The sequence below is a fragment of the Brevibacterium sediminis genome (assembly GCF_013623905.1).
Classification (GTDB): domain Bacteria; phylum Actinomycetota; class Actinomycetes; order Actinomycetales; family Brevibacteriaceae; genus Brevibacterium; species Brevibacterium sediminis.
Genome location: NZ_JABKDD010000002.1, coordinates 309,061 through 330,115, shown reverse-complemented (window position 1 = coordinate 330,115; position 21,055 = coordinate 309,061). Strand labels below are relative to the sequence as shown.

At 65.3% G+C, this 21,055-nt stretch carries 18 protein-coding genes; 3 read left to right on the top strand and 15 right to left on the bottom strand.

Translation table 11 applies throughout. From position 1 onward, the window contains the following. Positions 1-45: 45 nt before the first annotated feature. The 15 genes from HK108_RS05950 to HK108_RS05880 all read right to left on the bottom strand — a co-directional run bounded on the left by HK108_RS05950 (position 46) and on the right by HK108_RS05880 (position 16,585). A complete protein-coding gene (locus tag HK108_RS05950) occupies positions 46-870 on the bottom strand; it encodes a hypothetical protein (RefSeq protein ID WP_181270827.1) in 825 nt (274 codons plus the stop codon). Between the two features lie 372 nt (positions 871-1,242). After that, positions 1,243-1,602 (bottom strand): universal stress protein, encoded by a 360-nt coding sequence (locus HK108_RS05945; protein ID WP_181270826.1) that lies wholly within the window; start codon positions 1,600-1,602, stop codon positions 1,243-1,245. A 113-nt stretch (positions 1,603-1,715) separates the two neighbouring features. Further along, a complete protein-coding gene (locus tag HK108_RS05940) occupies positions 1,716-3,131 on the bottom strand; it encodes a sugar porter family MFS transporter (RefSeq protein ID WP_229663955.1) in 1,416 nt (471 codons plus the stop codon). A gap of 201 nt (positions 3,132-3,332) precedes the next feature. Then, on the bottom strand, positions 3,333-4,217 hold the full coding sequence (locus HK108_RS05935; protein ID WP_181270825.1) for a sugar phosphate isomerase/epimerase family protein: 885 nt from the start codon (positions 4,215-4,217) through the stop codon (positions 3,333-3,335). A gap of 36 nt (positions 4,218-4,253) precedes the next feature. Next, on the bottom strand, positions 4,254-5,282 hold the full coding sequence (locus tag HK108_RS05930) for a Gfo/Idh/MocA family protein (RefSeq protein ID WP_268236631.1): 1,029 nt from the start codon (positions 5,280-5,282) through the stop codon (positions 4,254-4,256). A 30-nt stretch (positions 5,283-5,312) separates the two neighbouring features. Continuing rightward, positions 5,313-6,227 (bottom strand): sugar phosphate isomerase/epimerase family protein, encoded by a 915-nt coding sequence (locus HK108_RS05925; RefSeq protein ID WP_181270824.1) that lies wholly within the window; start codon positions 6,225-6,227, stop codon positions 5,313-5,315. A 94-nt stretch (positions 6,228-6,321) separates the two neighbouring features. After that, positions 6,322-8,226, bottom strand: a complete 1,905-nt coding sequence (gene iolD / locus HK108_RS05920; RefSeq protein ID WP_229663956.1) for a 3D-(3,5/4)-trihydroxycyclohexane-1,2-dione acylhydrolase (decyclizing) — start codon at positions 8,224-8,226, stop codon at positions 6,322-6,324. Between the two features lies 1 nt (position 8,227). Then, entirely contained in the window at positions 8,228-9,220 is a 993-nt protein-coding gene (gene iolB, locus HK108_RS05915; protein ID WP_181270823.1) for a 5-deoxy-glucuronate isomerase, read from the bottom strand. Positions 9,221-9,224: 4 nt separating this feature from the next. After that, positions 9,225-10,115 carry a class I fructose-bisphosphate aldolase gene (locus HK108_RS05910; protein ID WP_373284077.1) on the bottom strand — a complete coding sequence of 297 codons (891 nt, stop codon included), beginning with the start codon at positions 10,113-10,115 and terminating at the stop codon, positions 9,225-9,227. A gap of 65 nt (positions 10,116-10,180) precedes the next feature. Next, positions 10,181-11,197, bottom strand: coding sequence for a 5-dehydro-2-deoxygluconokinase (gene iolC / locus HK108_RS05905; RefSeq protein WP_181270822.1), 1,017 nt, complete (start codon positions 11,195-11,197; stop codon positions 10,181-10,183). A gap of 258 nt (positions 11,198-11,455) precedes the next feature. Beyond that, on the bottom strand, positions 11,456-12,223 hold the full coding sequence (locus tag HK108_RS05900; RefSeq protein ID WP_181270821.1) for a GntR family transcriptional regulator: 768 nt from the start codon (positions 12,221-12,223) through the stop codon (positions 11,456-11,458). Between the two features lie 169 nt (positions 12,224-12,392). Continuing rightward, positions 12,393-13,394 (bottom strand): sugar phosphate isomerase/epimerase family protein, encoded by a 1,002-nt coding sequence (locus HK108_RS05895; RefSeq protein ID WP_181270820.1) that lies wholly within the window; start codon positions 13,392-13,394, stop codon positions 12,393-12,395. Then, positions 13,391-14,575: a Gfo/Idh/MocA family protein gene (locus HK108_RS05890; RefSeq protein ID WP_181270819.1), complete on the bottom strand. Its 1,185-nt coding sequence runs from the start codon at positions 14,573-14,575 to the stop codon at positions 13,391-13,393. The genes HK108_RS05895 and HK108_RS05890 overlap by 4 nt, the downstream gene beginning before the upstream one ends. Before the next feature lie 223 nt (positions 14,576-14,798). Next, positions 14,799-15,521: a DNA alkylation repair protein gene (locus HK108_RS05885; RefSeq protein ID WP_181270818.1), complete on the bottom strand. Its 723-nt coding sequence runs from the start codon at positions 15,519-15,521 to the stop codon at positions 14,799-14,801. Then, entirely contained in the window at positions 15,521-16,585 is a 1,065-nt protein-coding gene (locus HK108_RS05880; protein WP_181270817.1) for a LacI family DNA-binding transcriptional regulator, read from the bottom strand. The genes HK108_RS05885 and HK108_RS05880 overlap by 1 nt, the downstream gene beginning before the upstream one ends. Before the next feature lie 232 nt (positions 16,586-16,817). Between HK108_RS05880 and HK108_RS05875 the strand changes: the two genes are divergently transcribed. From HK108_RS05875 to HK108_RS05865, 3 genes are all read left to right on the top strand, one after another. Further along, positions 16,818-18,266, top strand: coding sequence for an aldehyde dehydrogenase family protein (locus tag HK108_RS05875; RefSeq protein ID WP_181270816.1), 1,449 nt, complete (start codon positions 16,818-16,820; stop codon positions 18,264-18,266). 62 nt (positions 18,267-18,328) lie between these two features. After that, a complete protein-coding gene (iolD, locus tag HK108_RS05870; protein WP_181270815.1) occupies positions 18,329-20,263 on the top strand; it encodes a 3D-(3,5/4)-trihydroxycyclohexane-1,2-dione acylhydrolase (decyclizing) in 1,935 nt (644 codons plus the stop codon). Further along, on the top strand, positions 20,251-21,039 hold the full coding sequence (locus HK108_RS05865; protein WP_181270814.1) for an HpcH/HpaI aldolase family protein: 789 nt from the start codon (positions 20,251-20,253) through the stop codon (positions 21,037-21,039). Before iolD (HK108_RS05870) ends, HK108_RS05865 begins: the two co-directional genes overlap by 13 nt. The last annotated feature ends 16 nt before the right edge of the window (positions 21,040-21,055 follow it).

Below are 21,055 nucleotides of genomic sequence, written 5' to 3'. Positions count from 1 at the left end.
GCCACTGGTACGGCCGCTTCAGCGCGGCCGCACTTCCCATACCTCTCATTTGATACGCAGGCCATCGTTTCTGATGATCTCAAGGATTGTGGTCGTGATCAGAACGAGCGACCTGGCCGCACCAGGATCTATATCAGCGAAGTCGGGCTTGCCGTGGCGGTCGGGCGCATATGGAACGAGTTCGAGGAGCCGGATAAATCCTTGTACCCGCTCGTTTTGTGTGGAGCCACTTAGATCGGCATCCCACTTCGACGGCTTGTCCTTGAGCGCCTTGACTATGGGACCGTACTGGGGTCTTTCGCTTTTAGGCACGACGATGGGAGCAAGTGCCGCCTCCAGTGCTTTCGTTGCAGATGACCATGCTGTGGACGGATCTGACTGCCGTGAAAAGACAGCTCTCCATGCATCCGAAAGGTGCCTTGCTGCGCCGTCCCTCAACTCGAGTGCATTCGTGTATGTGTTTAGCGCTTCATCTGAAACTCGACGCTCGAGGCACCATGGGTCCCATTGTGCTGCCTTAACTTTCCAGACCGAATGTCCCAAGTTGAATAGGTTGCTCACAGTTTCAGGACCGTCATCTTTCGGGCCGACTTCACGCGTGGACACCCTGAGATACAGATCAACGAAGTCGAGCATCACATCGTCATCCCGAAGTGCTCGCAAGATCGAATCAATCCACCCGTTGGCATCTGGCTTAACTGTAATTTCCAGAGTTGTTGCTAAAAGCAGAGCATCAGACCGGTTGGCACGTATCCAACTGCGAAGGATCGACTCAAGTTGCGTTCGGAGATGGTCTGGCACTCCTTCCTTTAGCATGAACGGGGATCTGACCCCACGCCGGACGGACAGCGGCTGGAACGAGGACTCCACCACGGTTTCCCTTATGAGTTACGGCGCGAATCTCGACAAAGCGCCTGAGGCAACGACGTTAGCTGCTACTTTTGTCGTTGGGAACAGCGTAAGGGACGGCGCTGACATGACTCTCGGAGCTTTTCCCAGCCCGGTCGAGCAGTCAGCTGCCACAGGTGCGGCCGACGCCTCGGCGTGCGGAACGGCAGTATCACATCAACTGCCCAGAGTCGGGCACCCGACTGGTGAAATTACGTTGACTATGACGAGTCTCTTTTCTGGGAGGCATACGGAGTCGAACCGGACGCACTGCGGATCCGGTATTACCGTGCGCTGTGGAACGCGGAGTAGGGGGCATCTTCGTCGGACGACCCCTGCTCCGTGTTCGGCTAATCAGTCTTTGACGGCGAGGACCGGGACCGGGGAATCGAGGAGCAGCCTCTGACTCACCGAGCCGATGAGCATCTTGCCGACCCGGGACCGGCGACGCATCCCGATGACGAGGCGGTCGACATCCGAGCGTTCCTCGAGTTCGTCGAGGACCGCCTCGGCGGGATCGCGGTCGCCGCGTCCCTTGCGTGCGACGACGGTGTAGCTGATTCCGCTCTCGTCGAGCGCGGCGGTGTCGAACGACGCGGCGATGCCGAGCGGAACGATGACGAGATCGGTGTCGAAGAGCCTGGCTTCGGCGATGGCGGCGGTGACTGCCGCTGCGCCTTCCGCGCGGTCAGTGACGGCGACGAGGATCGACATGATGGGCTCCTTCACGAAAGAAGATGAACGATGAAGCTGATGCGGGCGGTGGGGTGAGCATCGGCGGCAGGACGACCAGTGCCGGCAATGCGGGCGGGAACGGACTCGTCACGTCACTCACCGTACTTCGTGCGGAACTCTGCTTCGAGGTCTTCGAGGGTCTTGTTCCGGGTCTCGGGGACGAAGAAGTAGATGAACAGCAGTGCCAGCACGCCGAGGGCGGCGAAGAGGAAGAACGTGTTCGCGATGCCGAGGCCGCTGACCACGCTCGGGAAGAACTGTGCGACCGCGGCATTGGCCAGCCAGAGGGCGAAGACGCAGATGCCCATTGCGAACGAGCGGATCTTCAGTGGGAAGATCTCGGCGAGCATGAGCCACACGAGCGGTCCGAGCGTTCCCTGCATGGAGAAGACGAACAGGATGACGAACACGAGGATCGCGTAGGCCTTGAACGTGCCGTCAGGCAGGAACACGGCCGAGAGGCCGATGAGCAGATGGAAAGAGCTGGTGAGGATGAACCCGCCGAGAAGCATGAACCGCCTCGGCAGGCGGTTGATGAGCATGATCCCGACGGTGACGCCGAGGACGGAGAAGAGTCCGTTGAACGTGTTCGCGATGATCGCGGCATCTGCGGAGAAGCCGGCATCGGTGAGCAGCTGGGTGCCGTAGTACATCACCGAATTGATACCGGTCAGCTGCTGAGCGACGCCGAGGCCGACGCCGATGAGGACGAGTCTGAGCACCCATTTCGAGGCGAGGTCCGACACCCCACCGGTTTTGGCGACCTCTTCCTGCTCGGCGAGGAGTTCGACCTCTCTCATTTCGGCCTCGGCACGTTCGTCGGACCGGACCAGTTTGAGGACCTCGAGCGCCTGACCATCGCGCTTCTTCGAAATCAGCCAACGCGGACTCTCCGGCAGGAAGATCATGCCCACAAGCAGTGCGATTGCCGGTAGCACGGCGACGGCGAGCATATAGCGCCACACATGATCGTGTTCACCCCATACGTTGAAGACGACTGCATTGATGACGAAGGCCGCGAACTGACCGACGACGATCATCACCTCATTGCGGGTCACGAGTGATCCGCGTTTCTCAAACGGTGCGAGTTCGGCCAGATAGACCGGTACCGTCGTCGAAGCCGCGCCGACCGCCAGGCCGAGGAAGAACCGGGCTCCGGCGAGGAACTGCCAGTTCGGTGCCAACGAACACGCCAGAGTTCCGACGATGAAGAACATCGCCAGAAGGATGATGTTCGAGCGTCGCCCGAAGGCGTCGGAGAGACGTCCGCCGGCGACTGCGCCGAAGGCGGCTCCGATGGTGAGGAAGCTGACGACGAGGCCCTCGGTCCGCGGAGTCAGTCCGAAGTCGTGCGTCAGCGGTTCGAGGGCACCGTTGACGACCCCGGTGTCGTAGCCGAACAGCAGGCCGCCGAACGTGGCGACGACGGCGATGATGCCCAGGCGTGAGGTATGCGGACCCTTTGTGTCGGGCGGAAGTTCCACCAGCGATTTCACTTGACCGCTCATGGCGTTCACTCTCCTTTGAATGATTCTCAATCGTTTCGTCGCGGCAACGCTGAATTGCGGCGCGACGGGGTAGCCGCACCACGCCGTGGCGGTGCGGTTGAGGTTGGCTATTCAGTAGTGGTGCGGATGGTGCGCTTATGTGGTTCGATCAGTGGGTGCGAGCCAGCCCGACGACGCGGGGTCGGCTCGGTGCTGCGATTGTCAGACTGTCGGGCCTCCCTGCTCTCTGATCAGGTCATCGATTCGTCGCTTCTGAAAGCGGCTGACTGACTCGTTGTTCTCGTTCTCGGCAAAGACGTTGGACACGATGAGAGACCCCGGACGGTCGAGAAAACCCGTCCGCCGCAATGCGGCGAAGAGCGCGTCGAAATCGACGTCGCCGTCTCCGACCTTGAGGTGCTGGTGCACCCGCGCCGGGGTGGTCGGCGGATTCGCGATGTACCGCAGCCCGTGTGAGGCCCGGTGATCGTAGGCATCGGAGATGTAGACCGCGCGGAGGCGCTCGCCGAGTTCGTCGGCGAGGGTCTCGAGGCAGTCACCGTAGTGGAACGTATGCGGGGCGACGTAGACGAAGCCGATGGACTCGGAGTCGAGTCCGCGCAGGACCCGCCATGCCTCGTGGCCGTCTTCGACGAAGTCGTCGGGGTGCGGGTCGAAGTTGAGCCGCAGCCCTTCCTTCTCGATGATCGGCAGCAGCTCGTCCATCGACCGGTAGAACGATTCCTCGGAATCCTCGAACGCTTCCGGCCGGCCGCTGAACTCGGTGTTGATGGTGTCCACACCGAGGTCGACGGCGATCTCGATGATGCGGCGGAAGTTCTTCACCGCTGCCACGCGCTTGGCTTCGTCGGGCCAAGCGATCCGCTGCACCGGCAGCAGAGCCGGCACTGTGATGCCTGCGGCATTGACGGCCTGGCCGAATCGGCGGATGAGGTCGCGGTCCATCTTCGGGTAGCGGAAGTGGGTCGCGAAATCCGGGTGCGGGGTCAGCTGCAGGTGTTCGAACCCGAGATCCGCCGTGGCGGCCGGGAAGTCGAGCAGTCGGTGCGTGTGATGCAGTGGGGTGGGATCGTAGGCGATCTTCATCGGTGCTCCAGGTGATCCAGTGGGCGGGCTGTCGGGTCAGAGGTAGAAGGCGGGAGTTTTGGGGATGTCGAGCGTGCGGGGCTTGCCGTCGAGAAGAGAGGCGACGCCCTCCTGACAGGCCACGGCCACCCTGTAGCCGTCCCAGGCCGAAGGCCCGGCGATGGTTCCCTGCCTGGCCGCGTCGACCCATGTCTGCACCTGGTTGTCGTAGGCCGTGGCGAAGCGAGTGGTGAAGTCGGCGTGCTCGGCAACACCGGAACGTCCCTGATGCCACAGCTGCATACCGTGGGACTCTCCGATCCGGGCGATGCCGGAGTCGAAGACCGCCTCGGTGGTCACCTGGTAGCCGAACTGGATGCTCACGTTCATCTCGAGATCGACGAGCGTTCCGTTCTCGAGCTCCATGAGCACGAGGATCGGCTCCTTGAGACGTTCGGGCGTCAGTCGGTTGCGGCGAGCGTGCTTGACCTCGAGGGAGACGATGGGGGAGCCTGCCAACCACGGCACGACATCGAACTCATGGACGACCGAGTCGTTGATGAGTGATTCCTGCTGATATGAGTCGGGCACCGCCGGATTGCGGTGAGCGCAGCGGAGCATGAGCAGCTCACCGGCCTGCTCGTTCGCGACGAGTTCCCGCAGCTGTCGGTATTCGGGGTCGAATCGGCGCATGAAGCCGACCTGGATGAGCTGTCTGCCGGTGGCCTGTTCGGCCTCGAGGACCCGCCAGGACGATTCCGGATCCGTCGTCAGCGGCTTCTCGCAGAGGATCGGAAGGCCGGCGGAGAGGCAGGGCAGGAGAACCTGCTCGTGGAGGAATCCGGGGGTGGCGATGAGAACTCCGTCGACAGCGCTCTCGTCGAGAGCGTCTTCGATGCGGGCGTATCCCTTGGCCCCTGGTGCGTCCTCCAGCGCCGCGGCGAGCCTGGCCTCGTCGGGGTCGACGATGGCAGAGACCCTGGCTCCGCTGATCGTAGAGGTGATGCGTTTGACATGGTCGGCTCCCATCATGCCTGCGCCGACGACGCCGACGCGGAAGTCTCGTGGTTGGGCGGAATCGTTCACTGTCACTCCTGTGTGTTCGTGGTCTGATGGTCAGCGGTCGACGACCGCGGCTGATGTCGAGCCGAGGATGGTTGCCAGAGTCCGCTGAGCGATCGGGAACGGGGCGTCGACGCTGCAGCCGAACATGTCCTGTTCGACGATGGCGAAGATGTTCTCATCGAGGGCGGCGACGGCGTCGATGATCGGGTCGAGCGGCGGAATGCCCTGATCGGGTTCGACCATGATCCCGTCGGCCACCGCATCTCCGAACGGAGTATCGGATTTGAGCACGTCGAAGATCTTCACCGGGTCGACCTGCTTGAGGTGGAGGTAGCCGATCCGGGACGGGTGGTCCTGGATGAGACCCAGGTTGTCGCCTCCGTAATAGGAGAAGTGGCCGGTGTCGAGGCAGAGGTTCGTGAAGCGCTCATCGGTGAGCTCGAGGAAGCGTTCGACCTCGGAATGCGTGCCGACATGGGAGTCTGCATGGGAGTGGAACTGCTGGTGGAGACCGAACTCCTCCAACAGTGCCTTGCCGAGGGCGTCGTGGCCGGCGGCCATGCGGGCCCACTGCTCGTCGTCGAGAGTGCGCGACTCCAGGGCCTGTCCGGTGGTGTCCGAACGCCACAGGTCAGGGATGACGACGATGTGCTCGCCTCCGAGATCGGCGGTCAGCGCCGCGACCGCTTCGGCCTGCTTCCAGGCTCGGTCGAACTGATCATCGGTCTTGTGGAACCCCGTGAACACGGTCCCGCCGGAGAGCTTGAGGCCGCGGCTGCCGAGTTCCTCGCGCAGCTGGTTCGGGTCCGTGGGCAGGTAGCCGTAGGGGCCGAGTTCGATCCAGGTGTAGCCGGCTTCGACCACCTCGTCGAGGAAGCGCTGCCAGGGGACCTGGCCGGGGTGGTCGGGCAGCCAGACTCCCCAGGAGTCGGGGGCGGTGCCGATGCGAAGTGACTGCGTCGTCATGGGTGAATCCTTGGTGTCGGTGATGTTCGTCTGAATCGAGGGCGGGGGCGCGTCTCGAATCGGGTTGCGTGATGCGCAGGTGATCTGAAGGAGGTCAGAGCAGCGCCCGCTGCGTGCTGCGCTCCTCCTCATAGGCGGTGCGGGCGTCCTGGGTCTCGTCCATCGTCGAGGTGGCTGCGACCGGCACGTCCCACCATCCCTCGCCGTCCGGGGCGTAGACCAAGGGGTCGGAGTTGATGTGGATGAGCGTGGAGGACTCCGAGGCACGGGCGGCTTCGACCGCCTCGGCGAGTCGGGCGCTCGCGGAGTTCCCGGGCTCGATCTCGACGACGTCGATGCCGTAGGAGCGGGCGTTCGCGGCGAGGTCGACGGGCAGGATCTCGTCGGTGCGGAACTCAGGGTCGTCGGCGTCGTACTTGCGGTACCAGGTGCCGAAGCGCGGAGCACCGACCGTTTCGGACAGGTGCCCGATCGAGGCGTAGCCGTGGTTCTGGATGAGGACGACGATGAGCTTGAGCCCTTCGGCGACCGCGGTCAGCAGCTCAGTGTGCAGCATGAGGTAGGACCCGTCGCCGACCATGACGACGACGTCCCGGTCGTCGCGGGCGGCGTCGATGGCTCGGCGCACGCCGAGTCCGCCGGCGATCTCGTAGCCCATGCACGAGAACGCGTATTCGACGTGGTAACCCAGCGCATCGCGGGTCCGCCAGAGTTTCTGCAGGTCACCGGGCAGGGAACCAGCGGCCTGGACGACGACGTCGCGCGGTCCCATGGCGCGGTTGACGGCGCCGATGATCTCGGGCTGACCGGGCAGCTCGGCGTCGGTGGCCGCGGTGGAGGCGTCGACCTCGGCGGTCCAGTTCGCCTTCTCCGTTTCGACCTTCCGTGTCAGCGCGTCATCGACCCGGAAGTCGCCGAGGCGCTCGTGCAGTCCCAGCAGACCGGCCCGGGCGTCGGCGATGATCGGGTACCGGCTGCCGTGCTTGTAAGCGTCGAAGCCTGCGACGTTGAGGTTGACGAAGCTGACGTCGGGGTTGTCGAAAGCGGTGCGGCTCGAGGTCGTGAAATCGCTGTAGCGGGTGCCGATGCCGATGACCAGGTCCGCCGAGGAGGCGATCCGGTTCGCGGCGGCCGATCCGGTGGCACCGACCCCGCCGAGGTTGAGCGGATGATCGTGGTCGAGGACTCCGCCGCCGGCGTGGGTGGTGGCCACGGGAATTCCGGTCGCCTCGGCGAAGGACTTGAGTTCGTTCTCGGCTTCGGAGTAGAGGACACCGCCGCCGGCGATGATGAGCGGTTCCTTCGCATTCCGGATCGCCTCGACCGCGCGGTCGAGCGGTCCGGGTTCGGGCAGGGGACGGCGGATGTGCCATTCGCGTTCGGTGAGGAACTCATCGGGGACCTCGATGAGCTCGGCCTGGACGTCCTCGGGCAGGGCGATGGTCACGGCCCCGGTCTCGGCCGGGTCGGTGAGCACGCGCATCGCGGCCAGCGCGATGGAGAAGAGCTGCTCGGGACGGTCGACCCGGTCGAAGAACCGGGAGAGCGGCCGGAACGCGTCCGTGACCTGCAGTGATGTGTCGTGAGGGTGTTCGAGCTGTTGGAGGACCGGGTCGGAGACGCGGGTGGCAAAGGTGTCCGAGGGCAGGAGCAGGACCGGCATGCGGTTGGCCGTGGCCAGGGCCGCGCCGGTGAGCATATTGGCCGCACCTGGACCCACCGAGGCTGCCGCTGCGAAGGTCGAACGCCGGCGGTTCATCCGGGCGTAGCCCACGGCCTGGTGGACCATGGCCTGTTCGTTGCGGCCCTGGTGGTAGGGCATGGCTCCCGGTTCCTCGTGGCTGAGCTGGCGAAGGGCCTGGCCGATGCCCGCGACATTGCCGTGACCGAAGATGCCGAACATGCCGGCGATGGTCCGCTGGCGGACGTCGCCGTCGACCGTGTACTGGCGGGCGAGGAATGTCGTGAGCGCCTGGGCGACCGTCATCGTTGTCGTCATGTCACTTCTCCTTCGAAGTCGCGTCTGTCTCGGCCGTGTAGGGCAGGCGGGAGTCGAATTCGAGGTTCTCCCATTCCTCGCGCACCCAGCCGTGGGCCGGATCGTCGCTGATGAGCCACACGCGTTCCTCGTCGGGGCCGGCCATGACGTTGAGGTAGTAGTTGTCGTAGCCGGGGGCTGCGGCCAGCGGACCGTGGTAGCCGTAGGGCACGAGCGCGATGTCGCCGGTGCGCACCGTCGCCGAGGTGGTGATCTCTCCCGCGGACGACGAGTAGGTCGAGAACAGGGAGAACGGATCGGCCGCCTCGGGGGCCTTCGATCCCCGGGAGACCGCGGTCTCGAAGTAGTAGATCTCCTCGAGTCGGGATTCGGAGCCGGGAATCGCCTCGTCGTGCTTGTGCGGGGGATACGACGACCAGTTGCCGCCCGGGGTGATGACCTCGCAGGCGATGATCTTCACACAGTCGAGTCCGGCCGGGGTCGCGAAGTTGTGGACCTGACGGCTCGAGATCCCCGAACCGCGCAGTTCGACGGGCACCTCGGCGGCGGGCAGGAACTGGACGGGACGAGCCTCGGTGGTGGGCGCCTCGGCGACGGCGATCCGCCCGGCGGTCGAGGACACGGTCGCGCTCGCTCCGGTGGGCAGGTAGAGGCAGTCGGCGGGGCCGAGGAAGACCGAGGTTCGGCCGGTCAGTGTCTGGCCGCCGGTGCTGCCGTCGGCCAGGGTGTAGTCGACGGTGAAGGACTCACCGGCGAGCGGGACGAGGACCCGTTCGACCGCGGCGGCCGGCAGGTCGATGGAGGTGGGGTGCTGATCATTCGCCGAGGCGGTCGTGCCGGTGCGCGGTGCGGACGGGATGGCGAATGCTGAGGCATCGCCCAAGGTCACGGACCGGAATCCGGTGTGTGCCCAGCCGTCGATCTCTGCGTCGACGACGGAGTCGAAGCCCTCGCGGGCGAGGGAGCCCGCGGTGTGGAACCATTCGTTGATCATGATTTCAGATCCTCTCTTCTCCGTGGACGAGAGCGGCGGCGCGGTCGACGGCCGAGACGACATCGCCGTCGGCGGGGTAGATGATCGAGCGGCCGATGACGAGTCCGCGGACTCCGGGCAGGGCCAGGGCGTTCGCCCAGCTGCGGAAGGTCGCCTCGGGGTCGTTCGAGCGTTCGCCGCCGAGCAGCAGCGTGGGCAGCGTGGTCGCGGCCATGACCCGTTCCATGTCGTCGACGACGGGGATCTTCAGCCACGTGTGCGTCGACGTCGCGCCGAGGCCCTGGGCGATGCCGATCGAGTTGATGACCGCCTCTGGGGTCAGCTGGTTGCGGACCTTGCCGTCGACCCATTCGTTCATGAACGGCTCCAGCATGACCGGCAGGTTCGCCTCGGCGCAGGCATTGACGGCATCGGCATTGGCCTGCAGCGCCGAGGCGGTCGCCGGGTCGCCGAGGTTGATCCGCAGCAGCGTCTTGGCCAGGTCGATCCCGTCGTGGGCCATCTGGTCGACGGTGTGACCGGTGAAGCGGTCGTCGATCTCGAAGCTCGAGCCGGCGAGCCCGCCGCGGTTCATCGATCCGACGGCGAGCTTGTTCTCGAGGTGGCCGAGGAAGGCGAGGTCGTCGAGGATCTCTGCGGTGGCGAGGACTCCGTCGACGCCGGGTCGCGAGAGTGCGGTGGCCAGGCGGGTGATGAGGTCGGCGCGGTCGGCCATCGCCAGGGCGTCGTCGCCGACCTTCATGGCGCCGCGGGCCGGGTGGTCGGCGGCGACGATGAAGAGGCGGGAGTCATCGCCGGCGATGGTGCGGCGGGAGCGGGACTGCCAGGCGCGGGTGATCGTGCCGGGGTCGGTGAAGCGGGCCTCGCGGAGTTCGGCGATGGCGTCGGTGGTCACGATGGGGCTCGCTGTCGCCGAGGCGGAAGCTGAGGCCGTGGTCTGTGCCGTGGTGGCGTCGGTGGTCACGAGTGGTCTCCCTTCGCGCCGGCCGCGACGGCAGCGGAGTCGGTGGGTTCGCCGATGACGGTGGTGATCTCCTCGGTCGCGGGCATCGCGGTCGAGCATTCGCGGCGGGTGGCGACGATGGCTCCGGCGACGTTGGCGAAGCGGAGCAGGTAGTCGAGGTCCCAGCCGGCCAGCAGTCCGCGGCACAGTGCGCCGCCGAATCCGTCTCCGGCGCCGAGGCCGTTGGTGACGTCGACCGGGTAGGGCGGAACTTCGACGCGTTCGTCGGCGGTCTTCGCGAGCACTCCCTTGGGGCCCTGTTTGACGATCGCGAGTTCGACGCCGCGTTCGAGGAGTGCGTCGGCGGCGCGTTCGGGTTCGGTCTCACCGACGGCGATCTCGCATTCCTCCTTGTTGCCCACGGCCACGGTGACGTGCTCGAGGGCACGGGCCACCTCGGCGCTGGCGATCTCGGGGGACTCCCAGAACATCGGGCGGTAGTCGAGGTCGAGGACGGTGTGCCCGGCGCGCTTCCGCGCCGCCCACGCGGCATGGTGGGTTCCCCGGCTGGGCTCGACACTCAGCCCGGTGACGGTGGCCCAGAAGATCTGCGCCGAGGCGATCTGCTCGGGGTTGAGGTCGGCCTCGGTGAGGTCGAGGTCGGGGGCCTTCGGGTCGCGGTAGAAGTAGAGCGGGAAGTCATCGGGCGGGAAGATCTCGCAGAAGGTCACGGGGGTGTTGTAGTCCGGGTTCGTGGCGACCCAGCGGTTGTCGACGCCGAGGCGGGCGACTTCGCTGCGCAGGTAGCGGCCGAAGGGGTCGTCGCCGGTGGCGGTGATGACGGCGGCGTCGACGCCGTGCTTGGCTGCGGCGACGGCGACGTTCGTGGCCGACCCGCCGAGGTACTTGCCGAAGGTCTCGACCTCTTCGAGGCCGACCGAGTCCTGGAGCGGGTAGATGTCGACGCCGATGCGTCCGATGGTGATGAGGTCGAACGGTGAGGTCCGAGGAGCCGAAGTCGGCGAGGAGGTCATGGTGGAGCTTCCTTCTCTACGGCGGCGATGCCGTTGCGAGTATTTGTCAGGACAAAGTATTTGTCATGACAATAGCACTGTTCGTGTGCCTCGTCACCCCCCTTGCGGGAGAAATTTCTCGGGTGCGGGCACAGCGGTGGCGGGTGGGTGTGAGAGTGCGGTGTAGGCGTGACGGCGCGATGCCGGATGGCCCCCGTTGTGTGCGGTGTAACTGATTGTCGCGGCCGCAGGCATCGCCGAAGTGCGGATCGGTGCGTCTCAGCGCGAGACGAGGGTCGTCTCGAATGAGTAGAGGTCGGGCCGGTAGCAGTGATCGCCCCATTCGACGATGGTGCCCGAATGGTCGAGTGCCGTGCGGTTCATCGTCAGCAGCGGTGACCCCGTGTCGATGTCGAGCAGTTCCGCCTCGGCGGAATCGGCGGCCTTCGCGCCGATGCGCTGCTGAGCGACGGAGAAGACGACCCCGCGGGCCCGCAGGGTCTCGTAGAGGCCGGTGCTCACGAGCTCGTCGGCGGTGATGTCGGTGAAGGGAGCCGGCAGCACATTGTGCAGCACCGCCAGCGGTGTCGAACCGACAAGACGGAGTCGCCGCAGGTGGAGGCTGGGTGTGCCGATGGGGACTCCGAGGTGTTCGGCCGCCTCGGCGTCGGCGGCTTCGACGCGATGCGAGAGCACGACAGTCGACGGCGGATTGCCGGACTTCTCGAGGTCCTCATAGAGGCTCGTGAGGTCGACCGGCCGGGCAACGGGGCGCTGGATCACCTGCGTGCCGATCCCGCGGCGACGCACCAGCAGTCCTTTGTCGACGAGGTCCTGGATCGCCTGGCGGATCGTCGGACGGGACAGCCCGATGCGTTTGGCCATCGCGACCTCGTTCTCGAGCCGGGTGCCGGCCACGAGCGTGCCGGCGGCAATGGCGCCTTCGAGCTTGCGTGCGATCTGGGTGTAGAGCGGCGCGGCACCGGGGGAGCGGTCGAGGGGGCCGAAGAACTCCGCAGGGAGTTCGGTCTCGGGTTCGCGTGCCATTGGCTCCTGCCTCATCGGGGGATCTGTGTTTCGAGCTTACTCGGCTCGCCAGGGTTCGGGGACGGTGACCCGCTCAGGTCACCGTCCCCGAACGCCTCAGTTCACGCAGTCGGCGTGGTCGCTGTGCCGCGGTCGGACGCGTCGCACGCCGACTGCGCGACCGTGTCGATCAGGCTGGGGACGGCACGGTGCGTGCGGCCGTGAGGAGCACCTCGGCGGCGGTTTCGAGTCCTTCGATCCGGCCGAGAGATTCGTCCTCGTGCTCGATGTGCACGGCCATGTTCGGGTCGACTCGGGCCAGGGCGACGACGAACCGGTTCCAGAAGTCCTGGTCATGGCCCTTGCCGAGGGCGACGAAGTCCCAGGCCGAGCCCTTGGGCCAGGCGCTGATCGCCGCTCCGCCGCGGATGTTCGTGATCCGGTCCCCGGTGAAGCGGGTGTGGCGGTCGTCGAGCACGCCGTGGATCTGTGCGGCCTCGTTGATGCGCACGTCCTTGGCTGCTGCGTGGACGACGAGTTCGCCGAGGTGGTCGACGGCTGCGACGGGATCGATGCCCTGCCAGAACAGGTGGGAGGGGTCCATCTCCGCGCCGACGTTCGTCGCTCCGATCGTCTCGACGAGGCGTTCGAGGGTGGCGGGGTTGAACACGAGGTTGTGCGGGTGCATCTCGATGGCGATCTTCACACCGTTGTCGGCGGCGAGGCGGTCGAGGTTGCGCCAGATCGGGGTCGCGGCCTCCCATTGAGCGTCGCGGACGTCGAGGTAGGACGACTCCCACGGGTTGACGATCCAGGTCGGCACGGTGGCCGCGGAATCGGCGCCGGGCAGACCCGACATCGTCACCACGCGCGTCTGGCCCAGTCGATTCGCGACCTTGATGGCCCGCTCGATGTCGGCCAGAGTCGGCGGTCCGATCTCCGGATTCGGATGGAGGGGATTGCCGTTGGCGTTGAGACCCGCCAGCTCGACCCCCGCCTCGGTGAAGGTGCCGAGGTACTCGTCTCGGGCAGCGTCCGAGATGAGGATGTCATCGATCGTGGGCATGTGCACAGGCGGGAGGAACCCGCCGACGTTGATCTCGGCAGCATCGAGACCGAGTCCCTTGATCACGGACAGAGCTTCCGGCAGCGGGCGATCGTGGAGGATCGCCGTGTAGACGCCGTACTTCATGCTGTGACCTCTTTCGTGGTTCCGTTGTCATTGGCCGAGGCGATGACGGCATCGCGGACCTGCAGGGCGTGGAGGCCGTCGGAGAAGTGCGCGCAGCGCGGCAGCGATTCGGCTTCGGGGCGGCCGACGACCTCGTCGAGGAACGCGCGAGCCTGGAAGGTGAAGCCGTCGTTCTGTCCGACTCCGACGCCGGGGGCGGCCATGGGCAGTCCGTCAGCGATGTAGGGGTGGTCGGGGCCGAGCTGGATCGTCGTCAGTCCGGTGGCGGCGGCGCCGTCGATGCTCTGGTTGAGCACGATCTGGCCGGGGAAACGGAAGTCGAAGCTGGCCGATCCGTTGGCGCAGAAGACCTCGACGCCGAGGCTGTTGGGGTGGCCGGCGGCGATGCGCGAGACCTGGATGACTCCCGAGCCGGTAGGGAATTCGACGCCGAAGCCCGCGTAGTCGTCGTTGCCGACGGGTTCGTATTCGTCGCTGACCTCGACGTGGTCGTGGCCGACGACGTGGCCCAGCGGCAGCGGGCGGGAGGTGATCGCGGTGTGGAAGCGTCCGCCGGAGACCGACTGGATGGGGCCGGCGAGGAATTCGACGGTGTCGGTGAGGTGGCTGCCGACATCGGCCAGGGCGCCGGTGCCGAGTTCGCCCTTGTAGCGCCAGCTCATCGGAGCAGTGGGGGAGCAGGCGTAGTCAGTCCAGTACCACGCGTTGATGTGACTGACCGTTCCGAGTGTGCCGTCGTTGATGAGGTCGCGGATCGCGGCGAGGCCGGGTGCGCGACGGAAGGTGAAGCCGAGTCGGGCGATCGAGTCGGCGCGCTCGGCGGAGGCGACCATCACACGGGCGTCGTCGACGGTGTCGGTCAGGGGCTTCTCGCAGAGGACGTGCTTGCCGGCGGCGAGCAGCGCCTCGACGATCTCCTTATGGAGGGAATTCGCGACGACGACGCTGACGATGTCGACGTCGGAGGCGTTGACGATGTCGTGCCAGTCGGTGTCGTGACGAGAGTAGCCGTACCTTGCTGCGGTCGCGGCGGCGAGGTCGCCGGCGATGTCGCAGACGGAGACGAGTTCGATGTCCGGCAGTTCGCCGGTGCCGACGGTGGGCGCGGTCCGCCAGGCCGAGGCGTGGGCGCGTCCGGCCATTCCGGCTCCGATGACAGCGATTCCGAGGCGCTGCGGCATGGTGATTCTCCTTCGAATGCATGAGGGGGCGGTGTCGGGCATCGGTCGAGGTGCGCCTGACACGGTGGTCGTTGTGCTTCTTTCTGTGTGAAGCGCTCACCACATTACACTCAAATTTGTCATGTCAAAAGAGAATCTGCGCACCAATTTGTCATGACATATAGATTCACGACAGGGCCGATGCGAGGCGTGCCATCGGTGCTCGGGGAATCTGCTCAGTCGTTCACCTGGCGTTGAGCACAGACTCCCTCTGTTCAGGTGAGAGGCGCTTGACCGCCTCGCGGATCGTCACCCCAGAGGTGCGGTGGGCGCGCGGGAGGATCCAGTCGAAGACGAGGTCGGGACGTTTGCGCGAGATGTCGCGCAGTACCCAGCCGATGGCCTTGCGGATGAAGAATTCCTTCTCCTCGAGCATCGCATCGGCGAATCGGGAGAACCGGTCGAAGTCGCCGCGGCCCTGCCGCAGAGGGACCAGGTGCGCCAATAGGGCCGAGCGGCGAATCCAGAAATCCCCATCGCTTGCCCAGCGCTCGAGAACGGGGTCGAAGGCAGTATCCCGTTCGCTCAGCGGCCCGACAAGGTCCCCGGCCAGAGGGTCGACGAGCGCCCAGGTCTTCGCCTCGCGGAGCAGTCCCTCGATGAAGCTGGCATCGCCTGCGCCGAGGCGATCCTGAGTTTGGATGAGCACCATCGCTGCCGCGGCACGACGTTCGTGGACGGGGACCGCCCACAGCTCCCGCGCGAGATCGACGACCTCAACATGGCTCAGCTTCGTCCCGCTCGGCTCGACTCCGCGCAGCGCCGCCCGCACGATCGCTCGGGTGTCAGGGACGCTGACTCCGTAGTGGTCGAGTGCGCTCTTGAGGTAGGCCTTCTCCTTCTGTGCGCGTGCGTCGCGGCCGCGGTCGCGCAGCTCGCGGTCGACCGGCTCGGCGAGGGTGGGCATTACGATCCACTGGCCGCGTTGCCGCCAACAGTGGATTGCCGGACAATGAGCTTCGGTGTGATGAGGTGTTGTTTTGCCTGTTCATTGGGGTCGGCGAGGATGTCGAAGACGGCTTGAGCGGACAGGCGCCCGATCATCTGGTTTTGCGGATCCACTGAGGTCAACGAGATCCTCTTCAGGGCTGACAGAGGGATGTTATCGACGCCGACGACCGCCAATTCGTCGGGCACCACCACTCCTGCGTCGTCGGCTGCCGAGAGTATGCCGATCGCGGAGACATCATTGATCGAGACGATTGCAGTCGGCGGGGACGGTAAAGCGAGAAGCTCCGTGGCGGCGGCATATCCGTCGCTCTCGAAGAAGCCGGCTTCTCGGACGATCGGGGTCAGGCCGCGTGATTCCATCGCCTTTCGATAAGCGAACTCTCGGGTTTTCGCGACAGCTCCGCCCAGTCCTCCGACGAAGGCGATCCGCTCGTGTCCGAGCTCGCGCAGGTGGTCGATGACGAGTTCCGCGCCCTGGGTGTCATCCATCCGGACCGAGGTGTAGCCGGAATCGCTGCGGGGTTCGGCGCTCGCGTAGACCGTCGGGATTCCCTCGAAGAGTCCTTCGTGCTCGATCACGGTGCCGACGACGATGAGCGCTTTCGGACGGAGATCCTGGAGCATGGCGATGACTCGCGAGTCAATGCGACCGTACGGCTGGGCAGGATCGTGATGGTTCGCTACCGTGGCACTCGTGATCAGTCCGTACTCGCCTTGTTTATCGAGTTCTACGCGGACGGCGTCAGCGATCTCGGCGAAGATCGGATTGTGGAGATTGACGACGAGGATGCCGACGAACGGCGATCCTTCCGTTGCCAGGGAACGGGCGAGGAAGTTCGGCTGGTAGCCGAGCGTCTGCGCGGTCCGGAGGATGAGCTCGCGACGTTTCTCCCCGACTCGCTGCGGGTCCTTGAAAGCGAGGGAGACGAGTGACTTCGACACTCCAGCGGCCGCCGCGACATCACGAATCGTCGGCCTCGACCCCGAGGTCCGTGATTCGTCGCCGACGGCTGATCCCATGGCTTCATCTTCACACAGGACGGCCGCCGGAGTGAGCTTCGGGGGCGATCTCGACTCAACTTGCGAAAAGATTACGAGGCACTCTTGACTTCATGATCCGAATCACATTAGATTCACACTGATCCCATTTTGAACCGGTCCAAAAGTTTGGACGATTGCGATGAACTCTGAATTTGGACCGGTTCAAATTGGGGCTGCAAGTATGTGAGATCGAAAGAATGTGGAGTACGCAATGACGCGCAGCGAGTTGCTCATCGGCGGGGCATGGCAATCCCCTCGTGAAGGAGACGGCGGCCTGAAGGATGTAGTGTCGCCGTTCGACGGTCGCACGGTCGGGCAGGTCCCGATCTCGGGTGCTGCCGACGTCGAGGCTGCTCTCGAGTCTGCATCGCACGGCGCACAGATTTGGCGGAGGACTCCGGCCCACGAGCGCAGTGAGATTCTGCTCCGCGCCGCTGCTCTGGCCGATGAGCGCAGCGAGGAGATCGCTCGGGTGATCTCTGCCGAGAACGGCAAGACCCTCAAAGAGGCTCGCGCCGAGGCCGGCCGTTCCGGTTCGATCATCCGCTTGGCCGCATTCGAAGGCACCCAGCTATATGGGCAGACGCTGCCGCTCGATGCGAACCCGGGCACCGGTCTGGACAAAGTCGGGTTCACCCTGCCTCAGCCGGTTGGAGTAGTCGTGGCCATCACCCCGTTCAATTACCCAGCACTGCTGGTCAACCACAAGATCGCTCCGGCTCTGGCCGCCGGAAATTCCGTCATCCTCAAACCAGCGAGCACCACTCCGCTGACGGCATTGGCTTTGGCCGAATGCTTCATCGATGCCGGGCTGCCAGAAGGAGTCCTCTCCGTCCTCACCGGTTCCGGCGGACAGATCGGCGATCAACTTGCTGCTGACCGGCGCGTCCGGAAGATCTCGTTCACCGGATCCACCTCGGTGGGCGAGCATCTGGCCTCGATCGCCGGAGTGAAGAAGCTGTCCCTGGAGCTGGGTTCTTCGGCACCAGTCGTCGTCCTTCCCGACGCCGACATCGAGCTCGCGGCGAGTGCCGTCGCCGCCGGAGGGTACGCGAATGCCGGTCAGGTCTGCATCTCGGTGCAGCGCGTCATCGTCCACGCAGACATCCAAGGCGACTTCCTCGACGCTCTCAGCGCCAAAGTCCGTGAGCACCGGATCGGCAACCCCGAGGACGACTCGACGACGGTCGGCACTCTCATCACTGAGACCGAGGCCAAACGTGTCGAAGAGTCCATCCGTGAGGCCGTCGGCACCGGAGCGCGCCTCGAACTCGGTGGCGACCGCGACGGGGCGATGATCGAACCCGCAATCCTCAGTGGCGTTGATCCCCATTCCGCGATCGCCCAGGATGAGATCTTCGGCCCCGCCGTGGCCGTGTCAACGGCACCCGACGTCAGGACGGCCATCGAACTGGCGAACTCGACCGACTACGGCCTCGCTGCCGGAATCTTCACGAACAACGTCGACGCCGGCGTGCAGTACATGCGTGAGATCGATGCCGGAAATATCCACATCAACTGGACTCCGCTGTGGCGAGCAGACCTCATGCCCTACGGAGGGCTCAAAGCCAGCGGAATCGGCAAGGAAGGACTGCGGGCCTCCGTCGAGGAGATGACCGAGTCGAAGACCGTCGTCATCCACGGCCGCCCCTGGACCTGACTCGGCACAAAACTGAAACTTCAGCGCAGAAGAGCGCACCCCATCCGTTCGAAGGAGAACCCATGAGTCACGAACCGACCATCCGCCTGACGGTGGCACAGGCCGTCGTCAAGTTCCTCAGCAGTCAGTATTCAGTGCTCGACGGCGACCGCCGGCGTTTCATCCCAGCCGCGGCCGGCATCTTCGGCCACGGCAATGTCGCCGGCTTCAGCCAGGCATTCTCGCAGTACGCCGACGACCTTCCCTTCATACAGGGACGCAATGAGCAAGCGCTGGCCCACGCGGGAAGTGCCCTGGCCAAGGCGAGCAACCGGAAGCAGACGCTCGCCGTCACCGCATCCATCGGCCCCGGCGCGATGAATCTCGTCACAGCGGCCGCTCTGGCGACGATCAACCGCCTCCCTCTGTTCCTGCTGCCAGGCGACACCTATGCGACCAAGCGCCAAGGACCGGTTCTGCAGGAACTGGAGAACCCTCAGGATCCGTCGCTGACAGTCAACGACGCGTTCCGTCCTGTCTCGGCGTTCTTCGATCGGATCACACGCCCCGAACAGCTCATCACTGCGCTGCCCAAAGCTTTCCGCGTGCTGGCGAACCCCGCGGAGACCGGAGCCGTCGTACTCTCTCTGCCGCAGGACATCCAGTCGCATGCCTTCGACTTCCCGGTCAGCCTGTTCCGCGACCGCGACTGGACGATTCGTCGCACGATTCCTCAGCCGAACGATATCGCCGAGGCGGCTGACGTGCTCGGTTCAGCCGAGAAGCCCCTGATCATCGCCGGAGGCGGAGTCCACTACTCCGAAGCCCGCGAGGCCCTGGCCGAGTTCGCCGAATCCACAGGAATCCCCGTCGCCGAGACGTTCGGCGGCAAGGGCTCTGCGCTCAACGACGCGGACTGGGTGCTCGGCGGCATCGGACTCGAAGGCAATCCCGCGACGAATCGACTCGTCGCACAGGCCGACGTCATTCTCAGCATCGGCACGCGACTGACCGATTTCGCCACTGGATCGCAGACGATGTTCAAGAACCCGGATGTGCGATTCGTTTCGATCAACATCGCCGAGCTCGACGCGATCAAACAGGGAGCCATCGCAGTACTCTCCGATGCGAAGCTCGGGATCGAGGCACTGAGCGGGGACCTCTCCGACTACACGGTGCCAGGAGACTGGGCGCGTGAAATCGGCGATCAGAAAGCCGACTGGGCCCCGCAGCGCAGCAAGGCCCTCGACCCCGACACCGCGTTCGACAAACTGGCACCGGAGAATGCCGAACTGGGTATCCCCGACACGGACGCTGTCATCACCCAAGGCCAGCTCATCGGCCTGCTCCAGGAGCACGCGCAGCCCGGTGACACCCTCATCGCCGCAGCAGGGGGGCCTCCGGGAGATCTGCTCAAGGTCTGGGACGCCACCGACGACCGTCGCTGCCACCTCGAGTTCGGATTCTCCTGCATGGGCTACGAGATCCCCGCCGGCATCGGAGTCCGCCTGGCTGATCCGGAGAGCACTGGACGTGTTTCGGTCTTCATCGGCGACGGAACCTTCCTCATGAACCCGACGGAGATCCTCACCGCCGCGCAGGAACATTTGGACATCACCTACGTTATCTCGGAGAACCACGGATTCCAGGTCATCCGCCGCCTGCAGATGATGAAGTACGGCGAGCAGTTCGGCAACGACTTCCGGTACCGGGGCGAAGAGGACACCGCTCGACTCTCGGGCGACTACCTCCACGTCGACCTCGGCGAGATCGCCTCGGGGCTCGGCGCGAAGACCATCCGAGCCACGAGCGCCGAAGAGGTCCGTTCGGCTCTCAACGAGACGCGCGATGTCCACGGACCCGTCGCGATCGTCGTGCCGACCATCCCGCTTGTCGATCTGCCCGGATCAGGTGTCTTCTGGGATGTCGCGCCCGCCGAAGTCGCCGAACAGGACTGGGTCGCCGAGCTGCGTACCGACTACGAACAGGGGCTGGAGGACCAGAAATGGCACATCTGAACTCAACGATGACGCCTTTGGACAAGGGTGCCCTGGCGGCGCGAATCCGCGCAGGAGAGACGACCATCGGCAGCTTCGCCGGTCTCGGGTCCACCATGGCCATCGAAGTCCTCGCCGCGGCAGGACTCGATTGGATCCTCGTCGACCTCGAACACGGCGGTGGAAGCGAAGACGGTATCGGAAACGCGGTCGCGGCAGCCGGCGGATACGGCGCCGGAACCTTCGTCCGAGTCGAGACTCCTGACCGGATCAGGATCGGCCGCGCCCTCGACGCGGGCGCTGCCGGAGTCATGCTCCCGCGAGTGGACTCCGCCGACGAGGTGGCCACGATCATTCCGCACGTGCACTACCCGCCGCTCGGAGACCGGGGGGTTGCGACCTATAACCGCTCCCTGCGTTGGGGGATGGACAAGGACGCCTTGCAGACAAGCGATAGCGAGGTGATCACCATCGTGCAGATCGAAACGACCGGTGCCCTCGCCGAGGTGGACGAGATCGCGTCGATCGACGCCGTCGACGTCCTCTTCGTCGGTCCCCTCGATCTGTCCTACGCACTCGGCGTGCCGTTGGACTTCACCGCACCGGCCTTCCTCGACGCCCTCGAGGCGGTCGTCGCTGCCGCACGGAAACACGGAAAGTCGGCAGGCATCCTCAGCGCGGACGCCGGAGTCGCCTCGACCCGAGCTGGACAGGGTTTCACCTTCCTGCCGGTCGGATCGGATTCGACCCTGCTGGCCGACACCGCCACTGCAGTCATCTCTGCATTGCGCGACTGAAAACACAGAACTTCGC

Coding starts and splice junctions, on each gene's coding strand:
- HK108_RS05945 (WP_181270826.1), bottom strand. CDS start 1,602: ATGTCGATCCTCGTCGCCGTCACTGACCGCGCGGAAGGCGCAGCGGCA.
- HK108_RS05940 (WP_229663955.1), bottom strand. CDS start 3,131: ATGAGCGGTCAAGTGAAATCGCTGGTGGAACTTCCGCCCGACACAAAG.
- HK108_RS05935 (WP_181270825.1), bottom strand. CDS start 4,217: ATGAAGATCGCCTACGATCCCACCCCACTGCATCACACGCACCGACTG.
- HK108_RS05925 (WP_181270824.1), bottom strand. CDS start 6,227: ATGACGACGCAGTCACTTCGCATCGGCACCGCCCCCGACTCCTGGGGA.
- iolD (WP_229663956.1), bottom strand. CDS start 8,226: ATGACGACAACGATGACGGTCGCCCAGGCGCTCACGACATTCCTCGCC.
- iolB (WP_181270823.1), bottom strand. CDS start 9,220: ATGATCAACGAATGGTTCCACACCGCGGGCTCCCTCGCCCGCGAGGGC.
- iolC (WP_181270822.1), bottom strand. CDS start 11,197: ATGACCTCCTCGCCGACTTCGGCTCCTCGGACCTCACCGTTCGACCTC.
- HK108_RS05900 (WP_181270821.1), bottom strand. CDS start 12,223: ATGGCACGCGAACCCGAGACCGAACTCCCTGCGGAGTTCTTCGGCCCC.
- HK108_RS05895 (WP_181270820.1), bottom strand. CDS start 13,394: ATGAAGTACGGCGTCTACACGGCGATCCTCCACGATCGCCCGCTGCCG.
- HK108_RS05890 (WP_181270819.1), bottom strand. CDS start 14,575: ATGCCGCAGCGCCTCGGAATCGCTGTCATCGGAGCCGGAATGGCCGGA.
- HK108_RS05885 (WP_181270818.1), bottom strand. CDS start 15,521: ATGCCCACCCTCGCCGAGCCGGTCGACCGCGAGCTGCGCGACCGCGGC.
- HK108_RS05880 (WP_181270817.1), bottom strand. CDS start 16,585: ATGGGATCAGCCGTCGGCGACGAATCACGGACCTCGGGGTCGAGGCCG.
- HK108_RS05875 (WP_181270816.1), top strand. CDS start 16,818: ATGACGCGCAGCGAGTTGCTCATCGGCGGGGCATGGCAATCCCCTCGT.
- iolD (WP_181270815.1), top strand. CDS start 18,329: ATGAGTCACGAACCGACCATCCGCCTGACGGTGGCACAGGCCGTCGTC.
- HK108_RS05865 (WP_181270814.1), top strand. CDS start 20,251: ATGGCACATCTGAACTCAACGATGACGCCTTTGGACAAGGGTGCCCTG.